Source organism: Variovorax sp. OK605 (assembly GCF_900115445.1).
Lineage (GTDB): Bacteria > Pseudomonadota > Gammaproteobacteria > Burkholderiales > Burkholderiaceae_C > Variovorax.
On sequence record NZ_FOWL01000018.1, the window covers coordinates 92189 to 112280 of the forward strand.

20 protein-coding genes are annotated in these 20092 nt (G+C 70.6%); 5 read left to right on the forward strand and 15 right to left on the reverse strand.

The genetic code is table 11. The annotated features are described in order from the left end of the window. Positions 1 to 51 precede the first annotated feature (51 nt). The 5 genes from BM013_RS33080 to BM013_RS33100 all read right to left on the reverse strand — a co-directional run bounded on the left by BM013_RS33080 (position 52) and on the right by BM013_RS33100 (position 5611). On the reverse strand, positions 52 to 1356 hold the full coding sequence (locus BM013_RS33080; protein WP_093133068.1) for a c-type cytochrome: 1305 nt from the start codon (positions 1354 to 1356) through the stop codon (positions 52 to 54). Continuing rightward, positions 1353 to 3620 (reverse strand): xanthine dehydrogenase family protein molybdopterin-binding subunit, encoded by a 2268-nt coding sequence (locus BM013_RS33085; RefSeq protein ID WP_093133070.1) that lies wholly within the window; start codon positions 3618 to 3620, stop codon positions 1353 to 1355. The genes BM013_RS33080 and BM013_RS33085 overlap by 4 nt, the downstream gene beginning before the upstream one ends. Continuing rightward, positions 3617 to 4120, reverse strand: coding sequence for a (2Fe-2S)-binding protein (locus tag BM013_RS33090; RefSeq protein WP_093133072.1), 504 nt, complete (start codon positions 4118 to 4120; stop codon positions 3617 to 3619). The genes BM013_RS33085 and BM013_RS33090 overlap by 4 nt, the downstream gene beginning before the upstream one ends. 185 nt (positions 4121 to 4305) lie before the next feature. Further along, on the reverse strand, positions 4306 to 4530 hold the full coding sequence (locus tag BM013_RS33095) for a DUF1059 domain-containing protein (RefSeq protein WP_093133074.1): 225 nt from the start codon (positions 4528 to 4530) through the stop codon (positions 4306 to 4308). A 19-nt stretch (positions 4531 to 4549) separates the two neighbouring features. Further along, positions 4550 to 5611: a class I SAM-dependent methyltransferase gene (locus BM013_RS33100; protein WP_093133076.1), complete on the reverse strand. Its 1062-nt coding sequence runs from the start codon at positions 5609 to 5611 to the stop codon at positions 4550 to 4552. Positions 5612 to 5758: 147 nt separating this feature from the next. Here BM013_RS33100 and BM013_RS42280 point away from each other — a divergent pair, with 147 nt between their 5' ends. Beyond that, positions 5759 to 6340 (forward strand): helix-turn-helix transcriptional regulator, encoded by a 582-nt coding sequence (locus BM013_RS42280; RefSeq protein ID WP_093133078.1) that lies wholly within the window; start codon positions 5759 to 5761, stop codon positions 6338 to 6340. 28 nt (positions 6341 to 6368) lie between these two features. Here BM013_RS42280 and BM013_RS33110 read toward each other — a convergent pair whose 3' ends face one another. From BM013_RS33110 to paoA, 6 genes are all read right to left on the reverse strand, one after another. Further along, positions 6369 to 7871, reverse strand: a complete 1503-nt coding sequence (locus BM013_RS33110; protein ID WP_256221814.1) for a sensor domain-containing diguanylate cyclase — start codon at positions 7869 to 7871, stop codon at positions 6369 to 6371. A gap of 172 nt (positions 7872 to 8043) precedes the next feature. Beyond that, positions 8044 to 8391, reverse strand: coding sequence for a GFA family protein (locus tag BM013_RS33115; RefSeq protein WP_093133082.1), 348 nt, complete (start codon positions 8389 to 8391; stop codon positions 8044 to 8046). Positions 8392 to 8452: 61 nt separating this feature from the next. Then, complete coding sequence (locus tag BM013_RS33120; RefSeq protein WP_093133084.1) at positions 8453 to 9892, reverse strand: MFS transporter; 1440 nt, start codon at positions 9890 to 9892, stop codon at positions 8453 to 8455. Positions 9893 to 10019: 127 nt separating this feature from the next. Beyond that, complete coding sequence (gene paoC / locus BM013_RS33125; RefSeq protein WP_093133086.1) at positions 10020 to 12224, reverse strand: aldehyde oxidoreductase molybdenum-binding subunit PaoC; 2205 nt, start codon at positions 12222 to 12224, stop codon at positions 10020 to 10022. Positions 12225 to 12227: 3 nt separating this feature from the next. After that, on the reverse strand, positions 12228 to 13178 hold the full coding sequence (locus tag BM013_RS33130) for an FAD binding domain-containing protein (protein ID WP_093133087.1): 951 nt from the start codon (positions 13176 to 13178) through the stop codon (positions 12228 to 12230). After that, positions 13175 to 13816 (reverse strand): aldehyde dehydrogenase iron-sulfur subunit PaoA, encoded by a 642-nt coding sequence (gene paoA, locus BM013_RS33135; protein ID WP_093133089.1) that lies wholly within the window; start codon positions 13814 to 13816, stop codon positions 13175 to 13177. Before paoA ends, BM013_RS33130 begins: the two co-directional genes overlap by 4 nt. 144 nt (positions 13817 to 13960) lie before the next feature. On the opposite strand from paoA, the gene BM013_RS33140 reads away from it, so the two are divergent. Together BM013_RS33140 and BM013_RS33145 are read left to right on the forward strand one after the other, a co-directional pair. After that, complete coding sequence (locus BM013_RS33140) at positions 13961 to 14947, forward strand: LysR family transcriptional regulator (RefSeq protein WP_093133091.1); 987 nt, start codon at positions 13961 to 13963, stop codon at positions 14945 to 14947. Between the two features lie 43 nt (positions 14948 to 14990). Beyond that, the gene (locus BM013_RS33145) at positions 14991 to 15392 is read left to right on the forward strand and encodes a YybH family protein (protein ID WP_093133093.1); all 402 of its coding nucleotides are present in this window, start codon (positions 14991 to 14993) and stop codon (positions 15390 to 15392) included. Between the two features lie 51 nt (positions 15393 to 15443). On the opposite strand, the gene BM013_RS33150 is transcribed toward BM013_RS33145, so the two are convergent. After that, positions 15444 to 16157 (reverse strand): GntR family transcriptional regulator, encoded by a 714-nt coding sequence (locus BM013_RS33150; RefSeq protein WP_093133094.1) that lies wholly within the window; start codon positions 16155 to 16157, stop codon positions 15444 to 15446. A 108-nt stretch (positions 16158 to 16265) separates the two neighbouring features. Here BM013_RS33150 and BM013_RS33155 point away from each other — a divergent pair, with 108 nt between their 5' ends. Beyond that, positions 16266 to 16847, forward strand: a complete 582-nt coding sequence (locus BM013_RS33155; RefSeq protein ID WP_093133096.1) for a VOC family protein — start codon at positions 16266 to 16268, stop codon at positions 16845 to 16847. Between the two features lie 7 nt (positions 16848 to 16854). Then, positions 16855 to 17283: a nuclear transport factor 2 family protein gene (locus BM013_RS33160; protein ID WP_093133098.1), complete on the forward strand. Its 429-nt coding sequence runs from the start codon at positions 16855 to 16857 to the stop codon at positions 17281 to 17283. Between the two features lie 74 nt (positions 17284 to 17357). On the opposite strand, the gene BM013_RS33165 is transcribed toward BM013_RS33160, so the two are convergent. From BM013_RS33165 to BM013_RS33175, 3 genes are read right to left on the reverse strand one after another with little or no spacing between them, the layout of a single operon-like run. Further along, the gene (locus BM013_RS33165) at positions 17358 to 18455 is read right to left on the reverse strand and encodes a CaiB/BaiF CoA transferase family protein (protein ID WP_093133100.1); all 1098 of its coding nucleotides are present in this window, start codon (positions 18453 to 18455) and stop codon (positions 17358 to 17360) included. After that, the gene (locus BM013_RS33170; protein WP_093133102.1) at positions 18452 to 18919 is read right to left on the reverse strand and encodes a Zn-ribbon domain-containing OB-fold protein; all 468 of its coding nucleotides are present in this window, start codon (positions 18917 to 18919) and stop codon (positions 18452 to 18454) included. Before BM013_RS33170 ends, BM013_RS33165 begins: the two co-directional genes overlap by 4 nt. Further along, positions 18916 to 20091: a thiolase C-terminal domain-containing protein gene (locus BM013_RS33175; RefSeq protein WP_256221815.1), complete on the reverse strand. Its 1176-nt coding sequence runs from the start codon at positions 20089 to 20091 to the stop codon at positions 18916 to 18918. The genes BM013_RS33170 and BM013_RS33175 overlap by 4 nt, the downstream gene beginning before the upstream one ends. Position 20092 lies beyond the last annotated feature (1 nt).

Sequence of the window (20092 nt, forward strand, 5' to 3'; positions counted from 1 at the left end):
CGATAGCGGGAATGAGCGCTTGCCGGTGCCGGCGGTGCGTTATCGCAGGCGCTATCTGGTTCGCTGGCTGGCCACGAACTCGGGCGTCACCGTCGCCTGCTTGTTGCCGAACTGCGCGATCACGTAGTTCGCGAGCGCCGCGACTTCGGTGTCTGTGTAGGCCTTGCCGAAGGCCGGCATGTAGACCTCGCGGTCGTGCACGCGCATGTTCACGCCCTGCAGGATCATCTGCGTGACGTTGGCGCCGCCCGCGTCGTTCACGCCGCGCGTGCCCAGCAGCGCGGCAAAGCTGGTCTGCTGGCCTTGCCCGTTCCATTGGTGGCAGCTTGCGCAGGCCGCCGCGAAGAGCCGCAGGCCCTGCTCGTGGCCTTCGGCGGTGTTGGCCGCGGGCGCCGCCGCGCTGGCCGCCACGGCCCATGGCGGCTTGGCGTCGATCTCGATCGGGTCCTTGCCGGCCTTCGCCGGCACCGTGCGCAGGTAGCTCACGAGCGCGGCCGTGTCTTCCGGCTTCAGGTGCTGCAGGCTGTGCTCCACGGCTTCGCCCATCGGGCCCGAGGCCGAGCCGCGGCCGTCGGCATGGCCGGTGCCGAGGTAGGCGGCCAGCTCGGCGTCGGTCCATGCGCCGATGCCGTTCTTCGCGTCCGACGTGATGTTGTAGGCACGCCAGCCCTGGATGGATTCGCCCGCGAGGTTGTCGCCGGCCTTCATCGCGAAGGCGAAGTTACGCGGCGTGTGGCATTCCGCGCAATGGCCCAGTGCGGTGGCCAGGTACTTGCCCTGGTTCCACGCGAGCGGCTTCGACGCGTCGGGCTCGAAGCGGCTGCTCTTGAAGAAGGCCGCGTTCCAGAAGCCCATGGCCCAGCGCTGGTTGAACGGAAAGCCCAGGTCGGCCTCCTTGTTCGGCTGGTTCACCTTGGGCAGGCTGAACAGGTAGGCCCTGATGGCCAGCACGTCGTTGCGGCTCAGCGCCGTGTAAGAGGTGTACGGAAACGCCGGGTACAGGCGCTGGCCGTCGGCGCGCACGCCGTCGTGCACGGCGCGCACGAACTGGTCGTCGCTCCACCCGCCGATGCCCGTGGCCGGGTCGGCCGTGATGTTCGACGAGTAGATCGTGCCGAAGGGCAGCACGAAGGGCACGCCGCCCGCGAAGGGCTGGCCCTTGCCGGCCACCGTGTGGCAGGCGATGCAGTCGGCGGCCTTGGTGAGGTATTCGCCGCGCACCAGCAGCGCCGCATCGGGCGCCGCGCCGGCCAGCACGGGCGCTTCGCCCGGCGACTTGTCGGTGCGGTTCAGGAAGAAGTACAGCGCCGCGCCCACGACGAGCAGCACCGCCAGCACGTTGAGGAAGCGCTTCATGCGGCGCTCCTTTCGCCTTGCACCGCATGCAGCGATTGCGCGGCAGGCCCGGCATCGGCGATCTTCTTCTTCAGCGCGTCCTTGTCCTGCGCCAGCAGCGCGCGGTTCACCGGCAGCGCGCGCAGGCGCACGCCGGTGGCCGCGAAGATCGCATTGGCCAGGGCGGGCGCGGCAATGGCCGTGCCCACTTCGCCGAGCCCGCCGGGGGCTTCGCCGCTCTTCACGGTATGCACCTCGACCGGTGGCGACTCGTTGATGCGCAGCATGCGGTAGTCGTGGAAGTTGCTCTGCTCGATGGCGCCGTCGCGCAGCGTGATCTCGCTGAAGAGCGCGGCGCTCAGGCCGAACAGCAGGCCGCCCTGGATCTGCGCCTCGATGGAGCTCGCGTTCACCGCGATGCCGCAGTCCAGCGCCACCACCGCGCGGCGCAGGCGCACCTCGCCCTGCGGCGTGACCTCGGCCTCGACGATGGCGCACACGCGGCTGCCGAACGGGTCGCCCACCGCCACGCCGCGGCCCACGCGCGGCGGCAGCGCGCCCTTGCCCCAGCCGATCTTCTCGGCGGCCAGGTCGAGCACCGCGAGCGTGCGCGGGTTCTTCTTCAGCATCGCGCGGCGGTAGGCCACCGGGTCCTTCCTGGCGCGTTGCGCGAGTTCGTCGATGAAGCTCTCCATCACGAACAGGTTGTGCGTCGGCCCCACGCCGCGCCACCAGCCGACATTCAGGCCCGCGGGCATGTCGTGGCGCACCCACTCGACCTTGAGGTTGGGCAGGTCGTAGCAGGGCTCGGCCACGCACTCGATCAGGTCGCCGTCCATGCCGTCCTTGCCCATGAAGGCCGGGGCCCAGCGGCCCAGCACGGTGCCGCCCGCGATGCGGTCGCCGAACCAGAGGACCTGCCCGTCGCCGTCGACCACCGCCGAGATGTCGTCGTGGTACATCGGGCGCACGATGTCGTGGCGAATGTCTTCCTCGCGCGTCCACACCACCTTCAGCGGGTAGGGCACCTGCCTGGCGAAGGCCACGGCCTGCTCGACCGAGTCGGTCTCCAGCCGCCGGCCGAAGCCGCCGCCCAGGTACTGGTTGTGCAGCACGATCCTGTCTTCGGCCAGCCCGGTGATCTTGGCGGCCACGCCCACGCAGCGCGCCGGCACCTGCGTGCCGACCCAGATCTCGCACTGGTCCGCCCGCACGTGCACCGTGGTGTTGAGCGGCTCCATGGTGGCGTGCGCCAGCATCGGCAGGTCGTAGGTGGCCTGCACCAGCGTGCCTTCGGGGCGCTTGCCGGTTTCCTTGCCGACGATGGCCTTGTCTTTCGCGAGCGCGTTGGTCAGCGAGGCGCGCAGCTGCTGGGTGGTGAGCGCAGAGTTCTGCCCCGGCGTCCACTGGATCTTCAGCGCCTCCAGGCCGCGCTTCGCGGCCCAGAAATGCTCGCCCACCACGGCCACCGCGTCCTTGATGCGAATGACGTCGACGACGCCAGGGATCGCCCGCGCCGCCTTGTCGTCCACCGAGGCCAGCACGCCGCCGAGCGTGGGGCAGGCCTTGACGGTGGCCACCTTCATGCCCGGCACGCGCACGTCGAGGCCGAACTGCGTGCTGCCGTTGACCTTGCCGGGCGAATCGACGCGCCGCAGCGGCTGGCCGATGAGCTTGAAGTCCTTCGGCTCCTTCAGCGCGACCTTCTCGGGCATCGGCAACTGCGCGGCGGCGCCGGCGAGCGCGCCGAAGCCGAGCTGCCGGCTCGAAGCCGCATGGCTCACCACGCCGCGCGCCACGGTGCAGCTGGCCGGGTCGACCTTCCATTGCGCGGCCGCGGCGCTCACCAGCAGCGTGCGCGCCACGGCGCCCGCCTCGCGCAGCACGCCGTAGGTGCCGCGCGTGCTGGTCGAGCCGCCGGTGATCTGGCCGCCGAGCAGCGGCATGCCGTAGAGCGCCTCGTTCGGCGGCGAGTGCTCCACGCGCACCTGGTCGAGCTCGACGCCAAGCTCCTCGGCCAGCAGCATCGCCGAGCCGGTGTAGATCGCCTGGCCCATCTCGACCATCGGCATCACCAGGCGCACGCCGCCGTCGGCGTCGATGCGGACGAAGGCATTCGGTGCGAAGGCGGGGTTGCCGTCGTCGAGCGCGGCGGCCGCGTCGGCGGGCTGCCGGCGCGGGCTGATGGCCGCGAGCGCCTTGCTGCCGCCGACCCAGGTGAAGGCCAGCGCGAGGCCGCCGGCCTGCAGCGCGGCGCGGCGGCTGATGCCCGCGGGCGCGTTCACGATGCGCTCCTTGCCGGCATCGTCACCACCGACTGCAGCACCTCGGGCTTGCCCGTGGCGGCCTGCTTGATGGCGGCGCGAATGCGCGAGTAGGTGCAGCAGCGGCACACGTTGCCCGACATGGCCATGTCGATGTCGGCGTCGCTCGGGTTCGGCGTGCGCTGGATCAGCGCGGCCGCCGACATGACCTGGCCCGACTGGCAGTAGCCGCACTGCACCACGTCGACCTCGAGCCAGGCCTGCTGGATGCGCTGGCCGGCGGGCGTCTGCGAGACGGCTTCGATGGTGGTGACGGCGCGCTTGCCGACCGAGCCGACCGGCAGCACGCACGAGCGCACGGGCTGGCCGTCCAGGTGCACGGTGCAGGCGCCGCACTGTGCGATGCCGCAACCGAACTTGGTGCCGGTGAGGCCGACGACGTCGCGCAATGCCCAGAGCAGCGGCATGTCGTCGGGGGCGTTGACGGCAACGGACTGACCGTTGATGTGGAGGTCGATCATGGGCCCTGCCTTCTCGTGGTTCGCCGTGGGTGGCAGCGAACCATAGCGCGACTTGGCAAAGCGCGCTTGGCGGGCAGCGGAGCGCTCGGGCAGGGCGCTCGGGTTTCAGCCAGGGGTGCCCATGGCGGGCACCCGAAGGTATTCATCGGCGCGCGAGCCGCAAGCCGGCCCGCACGGCCGCATCGTCAGGCAGGCACCTTCTGCTGGGCCGGCGCCTGCACGGGCGGCGTGCCGGTCTTGAAGAGGGTGGCCAGCTGCTTGCGCAGCTCGGGGGTGTCGGCATGGCCGTGGACAGACACGGCGTGCTGCACCGCGGCATCGAGCAGTTCGCCCTCGGTGTCGGCCGAGAGCGCGACGCTGCAGTTCATCGTGCTCGGGAATTCGCGGCAGTCGATGTATTGGCGTGACATGGCAGCTCCTTGGATGTCCTCACGGACGGGCTTCGAAGATCAGGTTGAACGGGGTCTGGCTGGCGCGGCGGAAGTGCTTGAAGCCGCCCTGCGTGACCACGTCGCGGATGCGCGCCTCGCCGGCCTGCGCGCCCAGGCACAGGCCGACCTCCTGCGAGCGCGAGGCCGGCGTGCAGATGAAGTTCGACGCCGAATAGAAGACGCGCCCCACGGGGTTGAGGTTGTCCTCGAGACGGTCGTTGGCAAAGGGCTCGACGATCATCCACGTGCCCTGCGGCTTGAGCGTGCTGCGCACGTGCGAGGCCGCGCCCACGGGGTCGCCCATGTCGTGCAGGCAGTCGAACACGGCCACCAGGTCGTAGTCTTCGCCGGGGAAATCCTTCGCGCTCGCGACTTCGAAACGCAGGCGCTGCGCATCGTCGACGCCGGCCTTGTTCGCCGTTTCGCGCGCGCGTTCGATCGAAGGCGCGTGGTAGTCGAAACCGACGAAGCTGGACTTCGGGTAGGCCTGCGCCATCAGCAGCGTGGAGGCGCCGTGGCCGCAGCCCACGTCCGCCACGCGCGCGCCGCGCTCCAGCAGCGGCGCAATGCCCTCGAGCGCCGGAATCCACTGGCTCACCAGGTTGGCCGCGTAGCCGGGCCGGAAGAAGCGCTCGGTGCCGTGGAAGAGGGCGGCGTCGTGCTCGTGCCAGCCGATGCCCAGGCCCGTGCGCATGGCCTGGACCATCTTGGGAATGATCTTGAACTGCGCCACGGCGATCTGGAAGGCGCCCGGTATGAACGCGGGGCTGCCTTCCTGCGCCAGCGCGAAGGCCTGCTCCTCGGACAGCGAGAACATCTCGCCCTTGGGCTCGTACTGCACGTAGCCGCTGGCGGCCTGGGCCGAGAGCCATTCGCGCAGGTAGCGCGGGTCGGTCTCGGTGCGGCGCGCGAGCGTCTCCACGTTCGTCGGGCCTTCGGCCAGCGCCTTGTACAGGCCGAGCTGGTCGCCCACGACGATGGTGGCCGCATGCATCACGGCCCCCAGGTCATGCACGAAGTTACCCATGAACGCGTTAAGCCGTGTTTCGTCGATGGCCATGTGTATCCCCTTCGCCGACAGGCGGCATGCGCGGCGTTCGCCTGCCTATACTGGATCGAGGGGGCGAAGGGCCTGCGCGCATCCTGCGTCCCGATGCGCACAGGCGCCATACGCAGCAATGCGTATGCACCGTGAAAGGGGCATGCCATGACGCATCTGACGCGCAACGACTGCGCAAGCGCGCTTCGCTTGCTCGAGCAACTGGAGTCCGCGGGGGCGCCCGCGCGGCATCACGGCGACGATGGCCTGCGCGCGAAGCACAGCGTCGCGCAGGCGCCGGGCCGCCATGGGCTGCGCCACGTCGCGCCGCAGGCCGACTACTGCCGGCGCGCGCCGCAGGCCGACTACCACCGTCGCGCGCCCCAGGCCGACTACTACCGGCGCGCGGGACTGGAGCACGCGGTGGCGGTGGCCTTCCTGTACCGGCTGCTGACCTGCCGTGCCGAGCTGCCGCTGTCCGCCGCGCCCGATGCAACTGTGGAAGCTTCGGGAACTGTGGGACCGGCGCCCGTCCTCACGCCGCGCGAGGGCGACGTGATGCACTGGCTCTCACGCGGCAAGACCGACGCCGAGATCGCCGCCCTGCTGGAGATCAGCCCGCGCACCGTGCACAAGCACCTGGAGCATGTGTACGTGAAGCTGGGCGTGGAGACGCGAACGGCGGCGGTGATGCGCGCGCTGGAACGGCACGCGCTGGCGTCGCCGGTGAATGCGGTCGGAGTGGTCTGAGCGGTCTGAGCGGTCTGACCAGTGTTCTTCAGCCGTCGGGGCCGGCGTCTTCGTTGGTGCACACCCGGTTGCGCCCCGCCGTCTTGGCCACGTACAGGGCCTTGTCGGCCGAGCGGATCAGTTCCTTGGCCTGGCCCGCGCCGGGCACGGGGCTGAGCGTATCCACGCCGGCGCTCAGGGTCACGAAGCCGGCTTCGGTGCCCGTGTGCTCGATCTTCAGGTTGCGCACCGCGTGGCGGATGCGTTCCGCCAGCTCGACGGCGTCGGCCACCTCCGTCTCGGGCAGCAGCACGGCCAGCTCTTCCCCGCCGTAGCGCGCGGCGAGGTCGCCCGGGCGCCGCGGTGTCAGCTCGGCGATGGTGCGCCCGATCGACTGCAGGCACTCGTCGCCGGCGGCGTGGCCGTAGATGTCGTTGTATTGCTTGAAGCAGTCGACGTCGATCAGGATCAGCGCCAGCGTGCTCGCGTCGCGCAGCGCGCGGCTGAATTCGGTGTCGAGTGTCGCGTCGAACTGCCGGCGGTTCGCCAGGCCCGTGAGGCCGTCTTCCATGGCGAGCGTGTTGAGTGTCTTGTTGAGCTTTTCGAGCGCGTCGCGCGCGCGGCGCAGCTCGGCCTCGGTCTTGGTGCGCAGCTCGATCTGCCTGACCAGCCGCAGCCCGACGAAGCCGACGATGCCCGCCAGCAGGATGACGCCGGCCGAATGCCACAGCGTGTCGTGCCACCAGACGGCGAGGATCTCGTCCTTCGACAACGCGGCCGCCACGAACAGCGGGTAGTTCGCCACGCGCCGGAAGCTGTTCAGGCGCGTCACGCCGTCCTGCGCCGAGCGGATGTAGGCGGTGCCGGCCGGCCCCTGCGCCGTGTAGGCGCGAAAGAGGTCGGTGTCGCGCATGTCCCGCCCGACCGTGCCGGCGCTGAAGGGCCGGCGCGTCATCATCGTGCCGTTTTCCAGCACCAGCGCCACGGCGCCCGCCTCGCCGATGTCCAGGCTGTCGTAGAACTTCATGAAGAAGTCGATGTCGATGGTCGCGAGCGCCACGCCCGCGAAGCTGCCGTCCGCCTGGTCGATGCGCCGCGAGATCGGCACCAGCAGCCGCCCGGTGGTGCGGCTCTTCACCGGAATGCCGATGTGCGGGCCGCGCTCTGCGTGGGTGCGGTGGAAGACGAAGTACTCGCGGTCGGCGTTGTTGAGGTTCTCCGGCGCGTTGTGCCGGGAGTTGACGATCCAGTTGCCGTCCTTGTCGTACACGTGCAGCGCGTCGAGCTGCGGCAGTTCGGTTACCTGAGAGGCCAGCACCTTGCGAAGCCGCTCCACGGCCGCCGGCCCCGTGCCGTCGTACTCGATGCGCTCGACCACGCCGACCAGCGCGGTGTCGGCCTCCTTGATGGTGTCGTCGGCCTGCTGCGCCATGGCGCGCGCGAGGTTGGACGCCGCGGTGCTCATCTGCCGCAGCTCCTCGGAGCGGGAGTTCCAGCTGTTCCAGCCGTCCAGCGCGACGAGGCTCAGGCAGACGACAGCCACGAAAGCCATCGTCCGGGAGGTGATGGAGGGTCGACTGAACAAGGGGCGGTTCCGCAACGGTGACGTTCAGGAGTCTTTGTCGGACTTTGACACATCTGCCGCGCCGCGGGTGACGAACGCGAGGCAAGGCCGGCGGTTCGTGGCTTTCCCGCGCCGGGCCCGTCAGTCGGCGGTCAGCCGCTCACTTCGAGCGGCCGTCGAAGTGCTGCACCGGAATGGCCTGCAGGTCGATGCCCTCGATACAGCGCAGGTTGATGGCGGCCATGGGCTCGCCCGTGGGCGTCACGCCTTCGCCGTAAGGATGGATGCCGCAGGTCGGGCAGAAGCGGTGCTTGATGATGTGCTTGTGGAACATGTAGGTGGACGCGTTTTCCTCGGGCGTCAGCAGGTGCAGCGCGCTGCGCGGCACGAACCACATGAGGATGCCCTTGCGCTGGCACATCGAGCAGTTGCACGCGGTGGCCGTGCCGATCTCGCCCTCGGCCTCGAACCTGACCGCGCCGCAGTGGCAGCTTCCTTGGTACTTCATCTCGGGTCTCCTGTTTATGGTTAACCAGCGAGTTGAGTATTGGGCGCCGCCGCAAGGCTTGTCAAGCGCGCGCGGCTGCGGCGGGTTCGGGCATGCGGCGCCGCACAATGAACAGCCAGACGATCGCCAGCGCCATCGTCAGCATGACGGTGCTGGCGTCGAAGGTCGCGGCGATGCGGTGGGCCAACTGCACCGAAGGCAGCGCCGGCGCTGTTGTACTCGAGGCCGCGAACACCGCCACCAGCAGCCCCAGCCCGAGCGATCCGCCGAGCTGGTGCGCCACGTTCACCAGGCCCGACGCCGCACCGGCGTCTTCCGCGTCCACGCCGCTCACCGCCGCCACCGTGAGCGGCCCCAGCACGCCGCCCTGGCCGATGCCGATGAGCACCATCGGCAATGCGACGCCCGTGAGGTACGGCGAGTGCGCCGACACCTGCGCGAGCCATGCCATGCCCACGATGCCTGTCGCAAGGCCCGCCGCCAGCAGGCGCGCATTGCCGAACCTGCGCGTGAGCGCGGGCACCAGCATGGCCGCCGCGAAGTTGGGCAGGGTGGCCGGCAGGAACGCCAGGCCGGCCTCGAGCGGGCGGTAGCCCAGCACGCCCTGCAGGTACTGCGTGGTGAAGAACCAGAAGCCCACCATGCCGCCCAGGAACAGCACGCGCGCGGCACAGGCCGCGCTGCGCTCGCGGTGGGCGAACAGGCGCAGCGGAAGAATCGGCTGCGCCACGCGGCGCTCGTTGGCCACGAACAGCATCAGCAGCGCGACGCCCGCCAGCAGCGCCGCCAGCGCGATGCCTTCGCCCCAGCCGGCTTCCGCCGAACGCACGATGCCGTACACCAGCGCGCTCATGCCCAGCGTGGAGCTCACCGCGCCCACCAGGTCGAGCCGCCCCGCGCGGCGCGGCGTTTCCGCCAGCCAGCGCCGCGCGCCGAACATGAGCGCAAGGCCCAGCGGCACGTTGATGAAGAAGCCCACGCGCCACGAGAGCAGGTCGGCAACGAGCCCGCCCAGCACCAGGCCCACGCTCGCACCCACGCCGGCCGCGGCCGCGTAATAAGCGAGTGCGCGCGTGCGTGCCGGCCCTTCGGCGAAGTGGGTGGACAGCAGCGCCAGTGTCGAAGGCGCGAGCACCGCCGCGCCCACGCCCTGCACCGCGCGCGCGGCCAACAGCCATGCCGGTGACGGTGAAATGCCGATGGCGAAGGAGGCCAGCGTGAAGAGCCCGAGCCCGGCGATGAACATGCGCCGCCGCCCCAGGATGTCGCCCGCCCGCGCGCCGAGCAGCAGCAGCCCGCCGAAGGCCAGCGTGTAGGCGTTCTGCACCCACGACAGGCTCGCCGGCGACAGGTGCAGGCCGGCCTGCATCTTGGGCAATGCGGTGATGACGATCGAGATGTCGATCACGATCATCAGGTAGCTCGCAAGGATGATGGCGAGCACGGCCGCATGGCGCGGGCGCTGTGCGGGATCGGCGTTCGGAACGGGCTGGGAGTGCATGCCTCGACTCTAGGCAGCCCCGCCCCGCGGAACTAGCCCGTGGCGCCTTGTAGAACTGGCAAGCCGCGCTTGCCAATCCGACGAACCTGACCAACCCGATGAACCCGACGCGCGAGTCTCCGCGCGCTCAGGCCGCGTCCGGCATGCGCGCGATGAGCTTGTCCAGCGTGATCGGGTAGTCGCGCACGCGCACGCCGGTCGCGTTGTAGACCGCGTTGGCCACCGCGGCGCCCACGCCGCAGATGCCGAGTTCGCCCACGCCCTTGGCCTTCATGGGCGAGGAGATCGGGTCGGTCTCGTCCATGAAGATCACCTCCTGGTGCGGAATGTCGGCATGCACCGGCACCTCGTAGCCCGCCAGGTCGTGGTTGACGAAGAAGCCCAGCCGCTCGTCCACGGCCAGCTCTTCCATCAGCGCGGCGCCCACGCCCATGGTCATCGCGCCGATCACCTGGCTGCGCGCCGACTTGGGGTTCAGGATGCGCCCCGAGGCGCACACCGCGAGCATGCGCCGCACGCGGATCTCGGCCGTGAACGCATCGACGCCCACCTCGACGAAATGCGCGCCGAAGGTGGACTGCTGGTATTGCTTGTCGAGGTTGCCGAACTCCAGCACGTCTTCGGCGACGATGGCGCCTTCTCCCTCCAGCCCCGCCAGGCCCGCGAGCGGCACGCTGCGCCCGCCCGCGCGCACCATCCCGTCCGAGAACACCGCGCCCACCGGCTCGAGCCCCGCGCGCCGTGCCACGGCGTCGCGCAGCTTGGTGCAGGCCGCATAGACGCCGGCCGTCGAGCAGTTGGCGCCCCACTGGCCGCCCGAGCCGGAAGACACCGGAAAGCGCGAGTCGCCCAGGCGCACCACCACGCGCTCCAGCGGCACGCCCATCATCTCGGCGGCGGTCTGCGCAATGATGGTGTAGCTGCCGGTGCCGATGTCCGTCATGTCGGTCTCGACCGTGACCATGCCGAGCCTGTCGAGCGCCACGCGCGCACCCGACTTCGTGACCTGGTTGTTGCGAAACGCCGCCGCCATGCCGATGCCGACCAGCCAGCGGCCATCGCGCACCAGGCCCGGCCTCGCGCCCCGCTGGTTCCAGCCGAAGCGCTCGGCCCCGGTGCGCATGCATTCGACGAGGCGGCGCTGCGAGAAAGGCCGCGCGGCATTGGCCGGATCGACCTGCGTGTCGTTCAGCACGCGGAACTCGATCGGGTCGATGCCCAGCCGCTCGGCCATCTCGTCGATGGCGACTTCCAGCGCCATCAGCCCCGGCGCCTCGCCCGGCGCGCGCATGGCGTTGCCCTCGGGCAGGTCGAGCAGCGCCAGGCGCGTGCCGGTGAGGCGGTGCTCGCCCGCGTAGAGCAGGCGCGTCTGCTGCACCGCGTTCTCCGGCTTGCCGTCGGCCAGGTTGCCCGACCAGCTTTCATGGCCGATGGCCGTGATCTTTCCCTGCGGCGTGGCGCCGATCCGGATGCGCTGGATGGTCGCGGGCCGGTGCGTGGTGTTGTTGGCGATGAGCGGGCGCTGCATCGCGACCTTCACCGGCCGCCGCGCAATGCGCGCGCCCAGCGCCGCCAGCAGTGTGTCGGCGCGCAGGAACAGCTTGCCGCCGAAGCCGCCGCCGATGTACGGCGACATCAGGTGCACCTTGTCCCTGGGCATGCCGAGCGTCCTGGCGAGGTCGCCGGTGGTCCAGTCGATCATCTGGTTCGAGGTCCACACCGAGAGCCTGTCGCCATCCCATGCGGCAAGGGTGGCGTGCGGCTCCATCATCGCGTGCGAATGGTCGGGCGTGCTGTAGGTGGCGTCCAGCCGTACCTCCGCCTTGGCGAACGCGCCGGCGAAGTCGCCGACGGTGTTGTCGCGGTCGGTGGTGCGCCGCTCGGTCGAGGCCTTGGCGTGCGCGAGGCCGAACGCGCCTTCGGTGCGCGCGTACGTCACCTGCACCAGCTGCGCGGCGGCGCGCGCCTGTTCGAAGGTCTCGGCCACCACCAGCGCAATGGCCTGGTGGTAGTGCTCGACCACCGGGCCGCCCAGCAGCCGGGCGGCGTTGAAGCGGCCCTTGTCCAGCTTGCCCGCGTTCTCGTGCGTGACGATGGCGAGCACGCCGGGCGCGGCCTTGGCGCGCGACAGGTCGAACGAAAGAATTCGCCCCTTCGCAATGCCCGAGCCCACGATGCAGCCGTACGCCGGGTTCGCCGCGACGTCATGGCGTTCATACGCGTAGGGCGCGGTGCCCGTGGTCTTGAGCGGGCCGTCGATGCGGTCCACCGGCTGGCCGATCACCTTGAGCTGGTCGATGGGGTTGGTGGTGGCGGGTGTGTCGAACTTCATCGCTCAGCTCCTGGCTTCGGCCAGCACCGCGTCGAGCGTGCGCTCGACCAGCGGCAGCTTGAAGGCGTTCTGCGCGGTCGGCGTGGCGCCGGCGAACAGCGCGGCGGCCACGGCCTTGGCGCCGCGCGGCATCTCGGCCTCCGCGGCCTCGATGCGCCACGGCCTGTGCGCGACGCCGCCCACCGCCACGCGGGCGCTGCCGTCGCGCTGCACGATGGCACCGACCGACACCAGCGCGAACGCGTACGAGGCCCGGTCGCGCACCTTGCGGTAGATGTGCCTGCCGCCCAGGGGCGCGGGCAGCCTGACCGAGGTGATCAGCTCGCCGAGCGCCAGCGCTGTTTCCACGTGCGGCGTGGCGCCGGGCAGCTTGTGGAAATCGGCGATCGGGATGGTGCGGCGCGTGCCGTTGGCGCGCACGGTCTCCACCGTGGCGTCGAGCGCGCGCATGGCCACGGCCATGTCGCTCGGGTGCGTGGCGATGCAGGCCTCGCTCGTGCCTACCACCGCATGCTGGCGCGTGTAGCCGCCGATGGCCGCGCAGCCGCTGCCCGGCTGGCGCTTGTTGCAGGCCTGGTGGGTGTCGTAGAAGTACGGGCAGCGCGTGCGCTGCAGCAGGTTGCCCGCGGTGGTCGCCTTGTTGCGCAGCTGGCCCGAGGCACCGGCCAGCAGCGCGCGAGACAGCAGGCCGTAGTCGCGCCGCACGCGGGCGTCGGCGGCCAGGTCGGTGTTGCGCACCAGCGCACCGACGCGAAGGCCGCCGTCGGAGGTGCTTTCGATGCGGTCGAAGCCCAGGCCGTTGACGTCGATCAGGTGCGCGGGCGTCTCGATCTCCAGCTTCATCAGGTCGAGCAGGTTGGTGCCCCCGGCAATGAAGCGCGCGCCCGGCACGCGGGCCGCGTGCGCCACGGCGTCGGCCGCCGAGGAGACGCGTTCGTAGGTGAAGGACCTCATGACGTTCTCCCCGCCACCTCGGTGATGGCGTCGACGATGTTGCTGTACGCGCCGCAGCGGCAGATGTTGCCGCTCATGCGTTCGCGCAGCTCGGCCGCGTTCAGCAGCGGCTGTGCGGTGAGGTCGGCGCTGGCGTGGCTCGGGATGCCCTCGCGGATTTCCTCGAGCACCGAGACGGCCGAGCACACCTGCCCCGGCGTGCAGTAGCCGCACTGGTAGCCGTCGTGCTTGACGAAGGCGGCCTGCATCGGGTGCAGCGCGCCCGGCGTGCCCAGGCCCTCGATGGTGGTGACCTTGGCGCCTTCGTGCATCACCGCCAGCGTGAGGCAGGCGTTGATGCGGCGGCCGTCGAGGATCACGGTGCATGCGCCGCACTGGCCGTGGTCGCAGCCTTTCTTGGTGCCGGTCAGGCGCAGGTGTTCGCGCAGCGCGTCCAGCAGCGTCGTGCGCGTGTCGAGCGTGAGGGTGCGCAGCTTGCCGTTGACCTCCATCGAGGTCTTCATGCGGGCGGAGGCCGCGCCGGCCCCGGAGGGCGGCGCCGTGGCCGCGTGCGCCGGCGTGGCGGTGGCGGCCGCCGAGGCGGCGCCCGCGAGCAGCAGCTCGCGCCGGGAGAGTGTCATTTCGTCGTGGGTTTGCATGTCGCGCGTCACTCCTTGCGATTCATATTGAGCGCATCCGGCCGGCTGCCAATGTAGGCCGGCATCCCCAGGCGGAACTAGACGCGATGCCCTTGAAGCACTGGCAAGCTGCTCTTGATAATCGGCCGTCACACTGGAGGCCGCATGCCGATCAATGAACTGCGTTCCATCGCCACCTTCGCCAAGACCGCGGAACTCGGCAGCCTGCGCCAGGCGGCCGCCGCGCAGGGCATGACGCCGCAGGCCGCCAGCCAGGCACTGGCGCAGCTGGAGCAACACCTGGGTGTGCGCTTGTTTCACCGCACCACGCGCAGCATGTCGCTCACCGACGAGGGGCGCCAGTTCCTGGAGGCCGCGCAGCCGGCGCTGGTGGGCCTGCAGCGCGCGCTGCACATGGCGCGCCGCGCCACCGACGAGATCGCCGGGCCGCTGCGCATCGTGGGCCCGCGCTCGACCTTCGCGCCGGTGCTGTGGCCGCTGCTCGACGAGTTCTGCCGCCTCTACCCCGAGGTGCAGCCCGACGTGCAGCTCGACGACCGCATCGGCAACTGGGTGGAAGACCGCGTCGACGTGGGTTTTCGCGTGGGGCCGTCGCCGGCCGAGGGCGTCATCGCGCGCCGGCTGTTCGGCCTGCAGCTGATCGTTTGCGCGGCCCCGGCGTACCTGGCCCGCCACGGCGCGCCGGACAGCCTGAACGCGCTGGCGGCCCACCGCTGCAGCGGCTTTCGCCATCCGAGCACCGGCAAGATCGTGCCCTGGTACGTGCGCGTGGGCGACGAGGTGATCGAGCACCCGGTGGTGCCCGCGCTGTGCGTCAACGACGAGGCGCTGGAGACCGAGGCGGTGCTGGCGGGCCACGCCATCGGCCTCGTCACCAGCGTGACCGCGGCGGCGCACATCCGCGCCGGACGGCTGGTGCCCTTGCTCACCGCGCACGTGGCCGACCGGTCGGGCGTGTTCATCTACTACGGCAGCCGCGCCGCCCAGCCGGCGCGTGCCCGGGCGTTCATCGACCTGGCCATCGACCGCCTGACGCAGAACCCGGCCTATGTGCTGACGGCGCACGAGCTGGCGTCGGCGGAGTCCAGCGGGCGCGCCGCGCATGCGGCGGCGCGCCATGGCGGCACATGAGTTTCAGCAAGCAAAGGCGCGCAGGAGCAAAGGAGACATCGCGATGACGAACGATGAAAAGGCGATACGGCAGGTCGTCGAAGACTGGATGGACGCGAGCCGGCGCGGCGACACCGCGGCCGTGCTCGCCTTGATGACGGACGACGCGGTCTTCATGGTCCCGGGGCAGGCGCCGTTCGGCAAGCAGGCCTTTGCCGCGGCCTGCGAAGGCATGCGCGGCGTGCGGATCGAAGGCAGGAGCGAAGTCGCCGAGTTGCAGGTGCTGGGCGAGTGGGCCTTCATGCGCAACCGCATCGACATGACGGCCACGCCGGCTGGCGGCGAGCCGGTGCACCGGTCGGGCTACACGCTCACCTTGCTGCGCAAGGAGGCGGACGGCCGGTGGCGGCTGGCGCGGGACGCCAACCTGCTGACGGCCACGCCGCCGGGGCGCACGGGCGGTTGATGGATGGATGGATGGGCTGTGGGCTGCGCTGTCGCACAGCGCAGCAGCCCGCTACGCGCTGGGGCGCGCAGCGGTTGCCGAAGGTGCGGCGCCGAGCGCGTCCGCGTGCGACAGCAGCGTGTCGATGGAGTCGTTGAGCCGCTGCACCGCCAGCGGCGCATTGCGGCTCACGGCGGCTTCCATGATCTCGCGGTGCTCCGTGCGCGTGTGCTCCAGGTCGCGCTCGCGCACATTGAGGCGGCGGTAGCGGTCGGACGCGTCGAACAGCAGCTCGTGGAAGTCGGTGAGCCACTTCGACGGACAGGCCGCGATCAGCGACGCATGGAAGCGGCGATGCAGCACCTCCCACTCGCGGTTGGTCTGGCCGGTGGGCAGCGACATGGGGCAGCGCCAGATGCGGTGGTAGGCCAGCACCACCTCGTCTTCCCAGGCCTGGTCGCCATGCAGCAACGACTCGCGCACCACCACCTCGTTGAGCAGCCGCCGCGCGCGCACCAGATCGACCAGGTCGTCGCGCGACAGCGCCGCCACGCGAAAACCCCGGCGCTCGAACTGCTCGACCAGCCGCACCGAGATGAGCCGGTTGAGCGCCTCGCGGATGGGGCTCGCGCCCACCTCGTAGCGCGCTTCCAGCGCCTCGATGCGCAGCTTCTCGCCCGGCGCCAGCCGGCCTTCGAGGATGTCTTCGCGCAGGCGCTCGAACACCATGCTCGCGCGCGTGGCGCCTTGCAGGTCGTCGGTGGGCGGCGGCGGATTCTGGCTCATGGGCGGGCGGGTTTGTACCGAGTGGGTGGGGCGGGATGCGCAAATATTATCGATAAAAAGAAGATTCAGGCCAAAAAAGTCAGTTTTACCGATAAAGAAGGCGACACCATGAGCCCCGGCATCCGCCCCACCACGTTCGCGCACATCGTCTACCGCACATACCGCTTCGAGCAGATGCTGGCCTGGTACACCTGCGTGTTCTGCGCCAAGGTGCAGTACCAGAACCCGGTGATCGCCTTCGTCACCTACGACGACGAGCACCACCGCGTGGCGCTGCTGAACCTCGGGCTGATGAAGGGCCCGTCGGAGGCGGCGGCACCGCGCGGCCAGCCGGGCGTCGACCACGTGGCCTACGGCTTCGGCTCGCTGCGCGAGCTGCTCGACAAGCATGCCGAACTCAAGGCCAAGGGCGTCACGCCGTATTGGTGCGTGCACCACGGCATCACCGTGTCGCTGTACTACGCCGACCCCGACGGCAACCAGATGGAGTTCCAGACCGACAGCTACACCTCCAATGACGAGGCCAATGCCTTCATGCACGGCCCGCATTTCGAGGTGAACCCGATCGGCGTGGAGTTCGACCCCGACGAGATGCGTGCGCGGCTGGACGCCGGCGAGAACGTGGCCGCGCTGCTGCTGCGCACCACGCACCTGCCGGTGGCGGACGTGCGCGGCTCCATGCTGGGCTGAGCGCGCGATGACGATCCCTGGCCGTCTCGAAGACGAGGCCGCGTGCGCGCGGCTGTGCGTCGATTTCGCGAACCACCTCGACGCGCGGCGCTACGAGCAGGTGCTCGACCTGTTCACCGAAAACGCGGCGCTCGACCGCATGGGCAACGTGTCGGCGGGCCGGGAGGACATCGCGCGCTTCCTGGCCGCGCGGCCGGCGGACGTGACCACGCGGCACGTGTGCTCGAACATCCGCGTGAGCTTCGATGCCGCGTCCGAGGACGAGGCCGGTGGCGTTTGCTATGTGCTGTTCTTCCAGGGCACGGGGGAGGCAGGTACGGGTGCCGCGCAACTGTCCGGGCCGCCTTCGGTGGTGGAGTACCACGACAGGTTTCTGCGGACTGCCGTGGGGTGGCGGATTCGATCGCGGCGCATACGGATGGCGATCCGGGCTTGAATGCCCGCTTCCCGATTTATCGAGCACAACAAAAACGGCAGGGTTGTCCTTTTGATTCATCGGATTGGACAGATTCAGGCACCGGCGATGGAAGCCCACCGCCCGAGCACGTCCCCCACCGCCTTGGCCTGCGACGGCGCGGGCCCCTGGATCGCCGAAGGCGTGCGCGAGAAGCGCGGCGCGGGCGCGGGATGCCTCACGCCGTCCACCTCGACGAAGGCCTCGCGTGCGCGCTGGTGCGGATGCGCCGCCGCCTCGCTCAGTGCCAGCACCGGCGCAAAGCAGGCATCGCTGCCTTCGAGCCGCGCGGTCCATTCGTCGCGGGTGTGCGTGCGGAAGATGCGTTCGAGTTCGGCGCGCAGCGCCGGCCACTGCGCGCGGTCGTGCTGCGCGCCGCGCAGCGCCGGCGCAACGCAGAGCCGCTCGCACAGCTCGGCGAAGAACTGCGGCTCGATCGGGCCGATGCACACGTGGCGCGCGTCCGCCGTTTCGTAGGTGCCGTAGTACGGCGCGCCACCGTCCAGCGCATTGCTGCCGCGCGCCTCGGCGAAGGTGCCGCGCATCGCGCCGGTCGCGAACAGGCTCATCAGCGAGGTCACGCCGTCGGTGATGGCCGCATCCACCACCTGGCCGCGGTCCGAGTGCCGCGCCTCGTGCAGCGCCGCGAGCAGGCCGACGACCAGGTAGAGGCTGCCGCCGCCGTAGTCGCCCACCAGGTTGAGCGGCGGCACCGGCGCGCCGCCGGCGGGGCCGATGGCGTGCAGCGCACCGGTCAGCGCGATGTAGTTGATGTCGTGGCCCGCCGCCTGCGCGAGCGGGCCGTGCTGGCCCCAGCCGGTCATGCGGCCGTAGACCAGGCGCGGGTTGCGCGCCGCCACCGCGTCGGGGCCGAGGCCCAGGCGTTCCATCACGCCGGGGCGAAAGCCCTCGACCAGCACGTCGGCGCTGTCGAGCAGCCGCAGAACCTCTTCGCGCGACTGCGGGTTCTTCAGGTCGGCCAGCACGACGGTGCGCCCGCGCCCGGTGATGTCGGTGCGGTCGCCGAGCTTGCGGCCCGGACGGTCGACGGTGACCACGTCGGCGCCCATGTCGGACAGCAGCATGCAGGCGAAGGGGCCGGGGCCGAGCCCGGCGAACTCGACCACCTTCAGGCCGTTCAACGGTCCGTTCATCGAGCGTTCTCCTCCAGCAGGCGCCACTGCAGCAACGAAAACGGAGGCTGCGCATCGGCGTGGTGTTCGTACACGCCTTCGACCTCCGCGCCGATGCGCACCTCCTGCATCGGGTCGCCCAGCAGGTTGCCGACCATCCGCACGAGGCCGGCGTGCGGCAGCTCCACCAGCACGACGAGGTAGGCGCCGTGCCCCTTGAGCGCGGCATGCGCCGGATGCCATACGCGCTCCCAGCTGTAGATGCGCCCGCGCGGCGCCACGTCTTCCCAGGCGGGGTCGAAGGCGTGGCAGTGATGGCAGAGCCATTCGGGGCCGAACTGCCAGGTGCCGCACGCGGCGCAATGCTGCACGCGCAGGCGGCCCTCGCGCAGCCCCGACCAATAGGGCGCGGAGAGCCCGTCGGGCTCGGGCACCGGAACCGGCAGGCCCGGCGGAAGGCAGTGGGTGGTCGTCGCGTCGTTCACAGCACGTTCTCCGATGCCAGCAGCAGGTCGCTCACCGGCGTGACCATCGGCCCGCCGATCACCAGCGCCACGTCGCTGCGCTTCGCCTGGCTGGTCGAGGTGCCGCGCACCTGCCGCACGGCCTCCAGCACCAGCTCGAAGCCGTGGATGTAGCACTCGGCCAGGTTGCCGCCGCTGGTGTTCAGCGGCAGCCGGCCCGAGGGCGCCACGAGGTTGTCGAGCGTGAGGAATTCGTTCGCCTCCTCGGGCTTGAAGAAGCCGTGCTCTGCCAGCGCCATGGCCACGCCGCCGGTGAAGTTCTCGTAGCTCTGCACCACGCCCACGTCGGCCGGCGCAATGCCGGCCATGGCGTAGAGCGCGGGCGCCACGGTGTCGAAGCTGGCGCTGCCGTAGCGTGGCGAGTTGTGCGGGATGGCGCCGGTGCGGTGGCCCGAACCGGTGGCCGCGCCGAGCAGGTAGGCGGGCTTGTGCGCGAAGTCTTTCGCGCGCTCCGCGGCCACCAGCACGATGGCCGCCGCGCCGTCGTTCTCCATGCAGCAGTCGTACAGGTGGAAGGGCTCGGCGATCCAGCGCGAGGCGTCGTAGGTTTCGGCGCTCAGCGGCTTGCCGTGCATCACCGCGCGCGGGTTGGCCTGCGCGTGGTGGTAGGAGGCCAGCGCGATGGCGCGCAACGCCTCCTGCTGCACGCCATGCTCGTGCATGAAGCGGCGCACGCGCATCGCGAAGCGCTGCGGCGGCGACAGCACGCCGTAGGGCATCAGGTAGGCCTTCTCTCCCGAGACGGTGTCGATGCCCGCCACCTGGCCGAAGCGCCCGTGCTGCCCTTGCGCCAGCGCGCGGAACACCACCACGCAATCGGCCAGCCCGGCCGCGATGGCCGCCGCGCCGTTGGCCACCGCCGCGCAGCACCCGCCGCCGCCGCCGCCCCATTGCATGGTGGCGGTGCGCAGGTGCCGCGTGCCCAGCGCCGCGGCCAGCCGCGAGGCGTCGTTGCGGTCGTCGCTGTACGAGGCGAAGCCGTCGATTTCTCGCGGGTCGAGGCCCGCGTCCGCGCAGGCCGCGAGGATGGCCTTGAGCGCGAGCTTGAATTCCGCGTCGGGCGACTGGCCGTGCTTGTAGTAGGTGGTCTCGCCGATGCCGACGACCGCCACCCGGCCACGGAGCGATCGCATG

Bases quoted from the DNA above. Each gene is read 5' to 3' on its own strand.
- BM013_RS33080 (WP_093133068.1), bottom strand. From the start codon at position 1,356: ATGAAGCGCTTCCTCAACGTGCTGGCGGTGCTGCTCGTCGTGGGCGCG.
- BM013_RS33090 (WP_093133072.1), bottom strand. From the start codon at position 4,120: ATGATCGACCTCCACATCAACGGTCAGTCCGTTGCCGTCAACGCCCCC.
- BM013_RS33095 (WP_093133074.1), bottom strand. From the start codon at position 4,530: ATGTCACGCCAATACATCGACTGCCGCGAATTCCCGAGCACGATGAAC.
- BM013_RS33100 (WP_093133076.1), bottom strand. From the start codon at position 5,611: ATGGCCATCGACGAAACACGGCTTAACGCGTTCATGGGTAACTTCGTG.
- BM013_RS42280 (WP_093133078.1), top strand. From the start codon at position 5,759: ATGACGCATCTGACGCGCAACGACTGCGCAAGCGCGCTTCGCTTGCTC.
- BM013_RS33110 (WP_256221814.1), bottom strand. From the start codon at position 7,871: ATGGCTTTCGTGGCTGTCGTCTGCCTGAGCCTCGTCGCGCTGGACGGC.
- BM013_RS33115 (WP_093133082.1), bottom strand. From the start codon at position 8,391: ATGAAGTACCAAGGAAGCTGCCACTGCGGCGCGGTCAGGTTCGAGGCC.
- BM013_RS33120 (WP_093133084.1), bottom strand. From the start codon at position 9,892: ATGCACTCCCAGCCCGTTCCGAACGCCGATCCCGCACAGCGCCCGCGC.
- paoC (WP_093133086.1), bottom strand. From the start codon at position 12,224: ATGAAGTTCGACACACCCGCCACCACCAACCCCATCGACCAGCTCAAG.
- BM013_RS33130 (WP_093133087.1), bottom strand. From the start codon at position 13,178: ATGAGGTCCTTCACCTACGAACGCGTCTCCTCGGCGGCCGACGCCGTG.
- paoA (WP_093133089.1), bottom strand. From the start codon at position 13,816: ATGCAAACCCACGACGAAATGACACTCTCCCGGCGCGAGCTGCTGCTC.
- BM013_RS33140 (WP_093133091.1), top strand. From the start codon at position 13,961: ATGCCGATCAATGAACTGCGTTCCATCGCCACCTTCGCCAAGACCGCG.
- BM013_RS33145 (WP_093133093.1), top strand. From the start codon at position 14,991: ATGACGAACGATGAAAAGGCGATACGGCAGGTCGTCGAAGACTGGATG.
- BM013_RS33150 (WP_093133094.1), bottom strand. From the start codon at position 16,157: ATGAGCCAGAATCCGCCGCCGCCCACCGACGACCTGCAAGGCGCCACG.
- BM013_RS33155 (WP_093133096.1), top strand. From the start codon at position 16,266: ATGAGCCCCGGCATCCGCCCCACCACGTTCGCGCACATCGTCTACCGC.
- BM013_RS33160 (WP_093133098.1), top strand. From the start codon at position 16,855: ATGACGATCCCTGGCCGTCTCGAAGACGAGGCCGCGTGCGCGCGGCTG.
- BM013_RS33165 (WP_093133100.1), bottom strand. From the start codon at position 18,455: ATGAACGGACCGTTGAACGGCCTGAAGGTGGTCGAGTTCGCCGGGCTC.
- BM013_RS33175 (WP_256221815.1), bottom strand. From the start codon at position 20,091: ATGCGATCGCTCCGTGGCCGGGTGGCGGTCGTCGGCATCGGCGAGACC.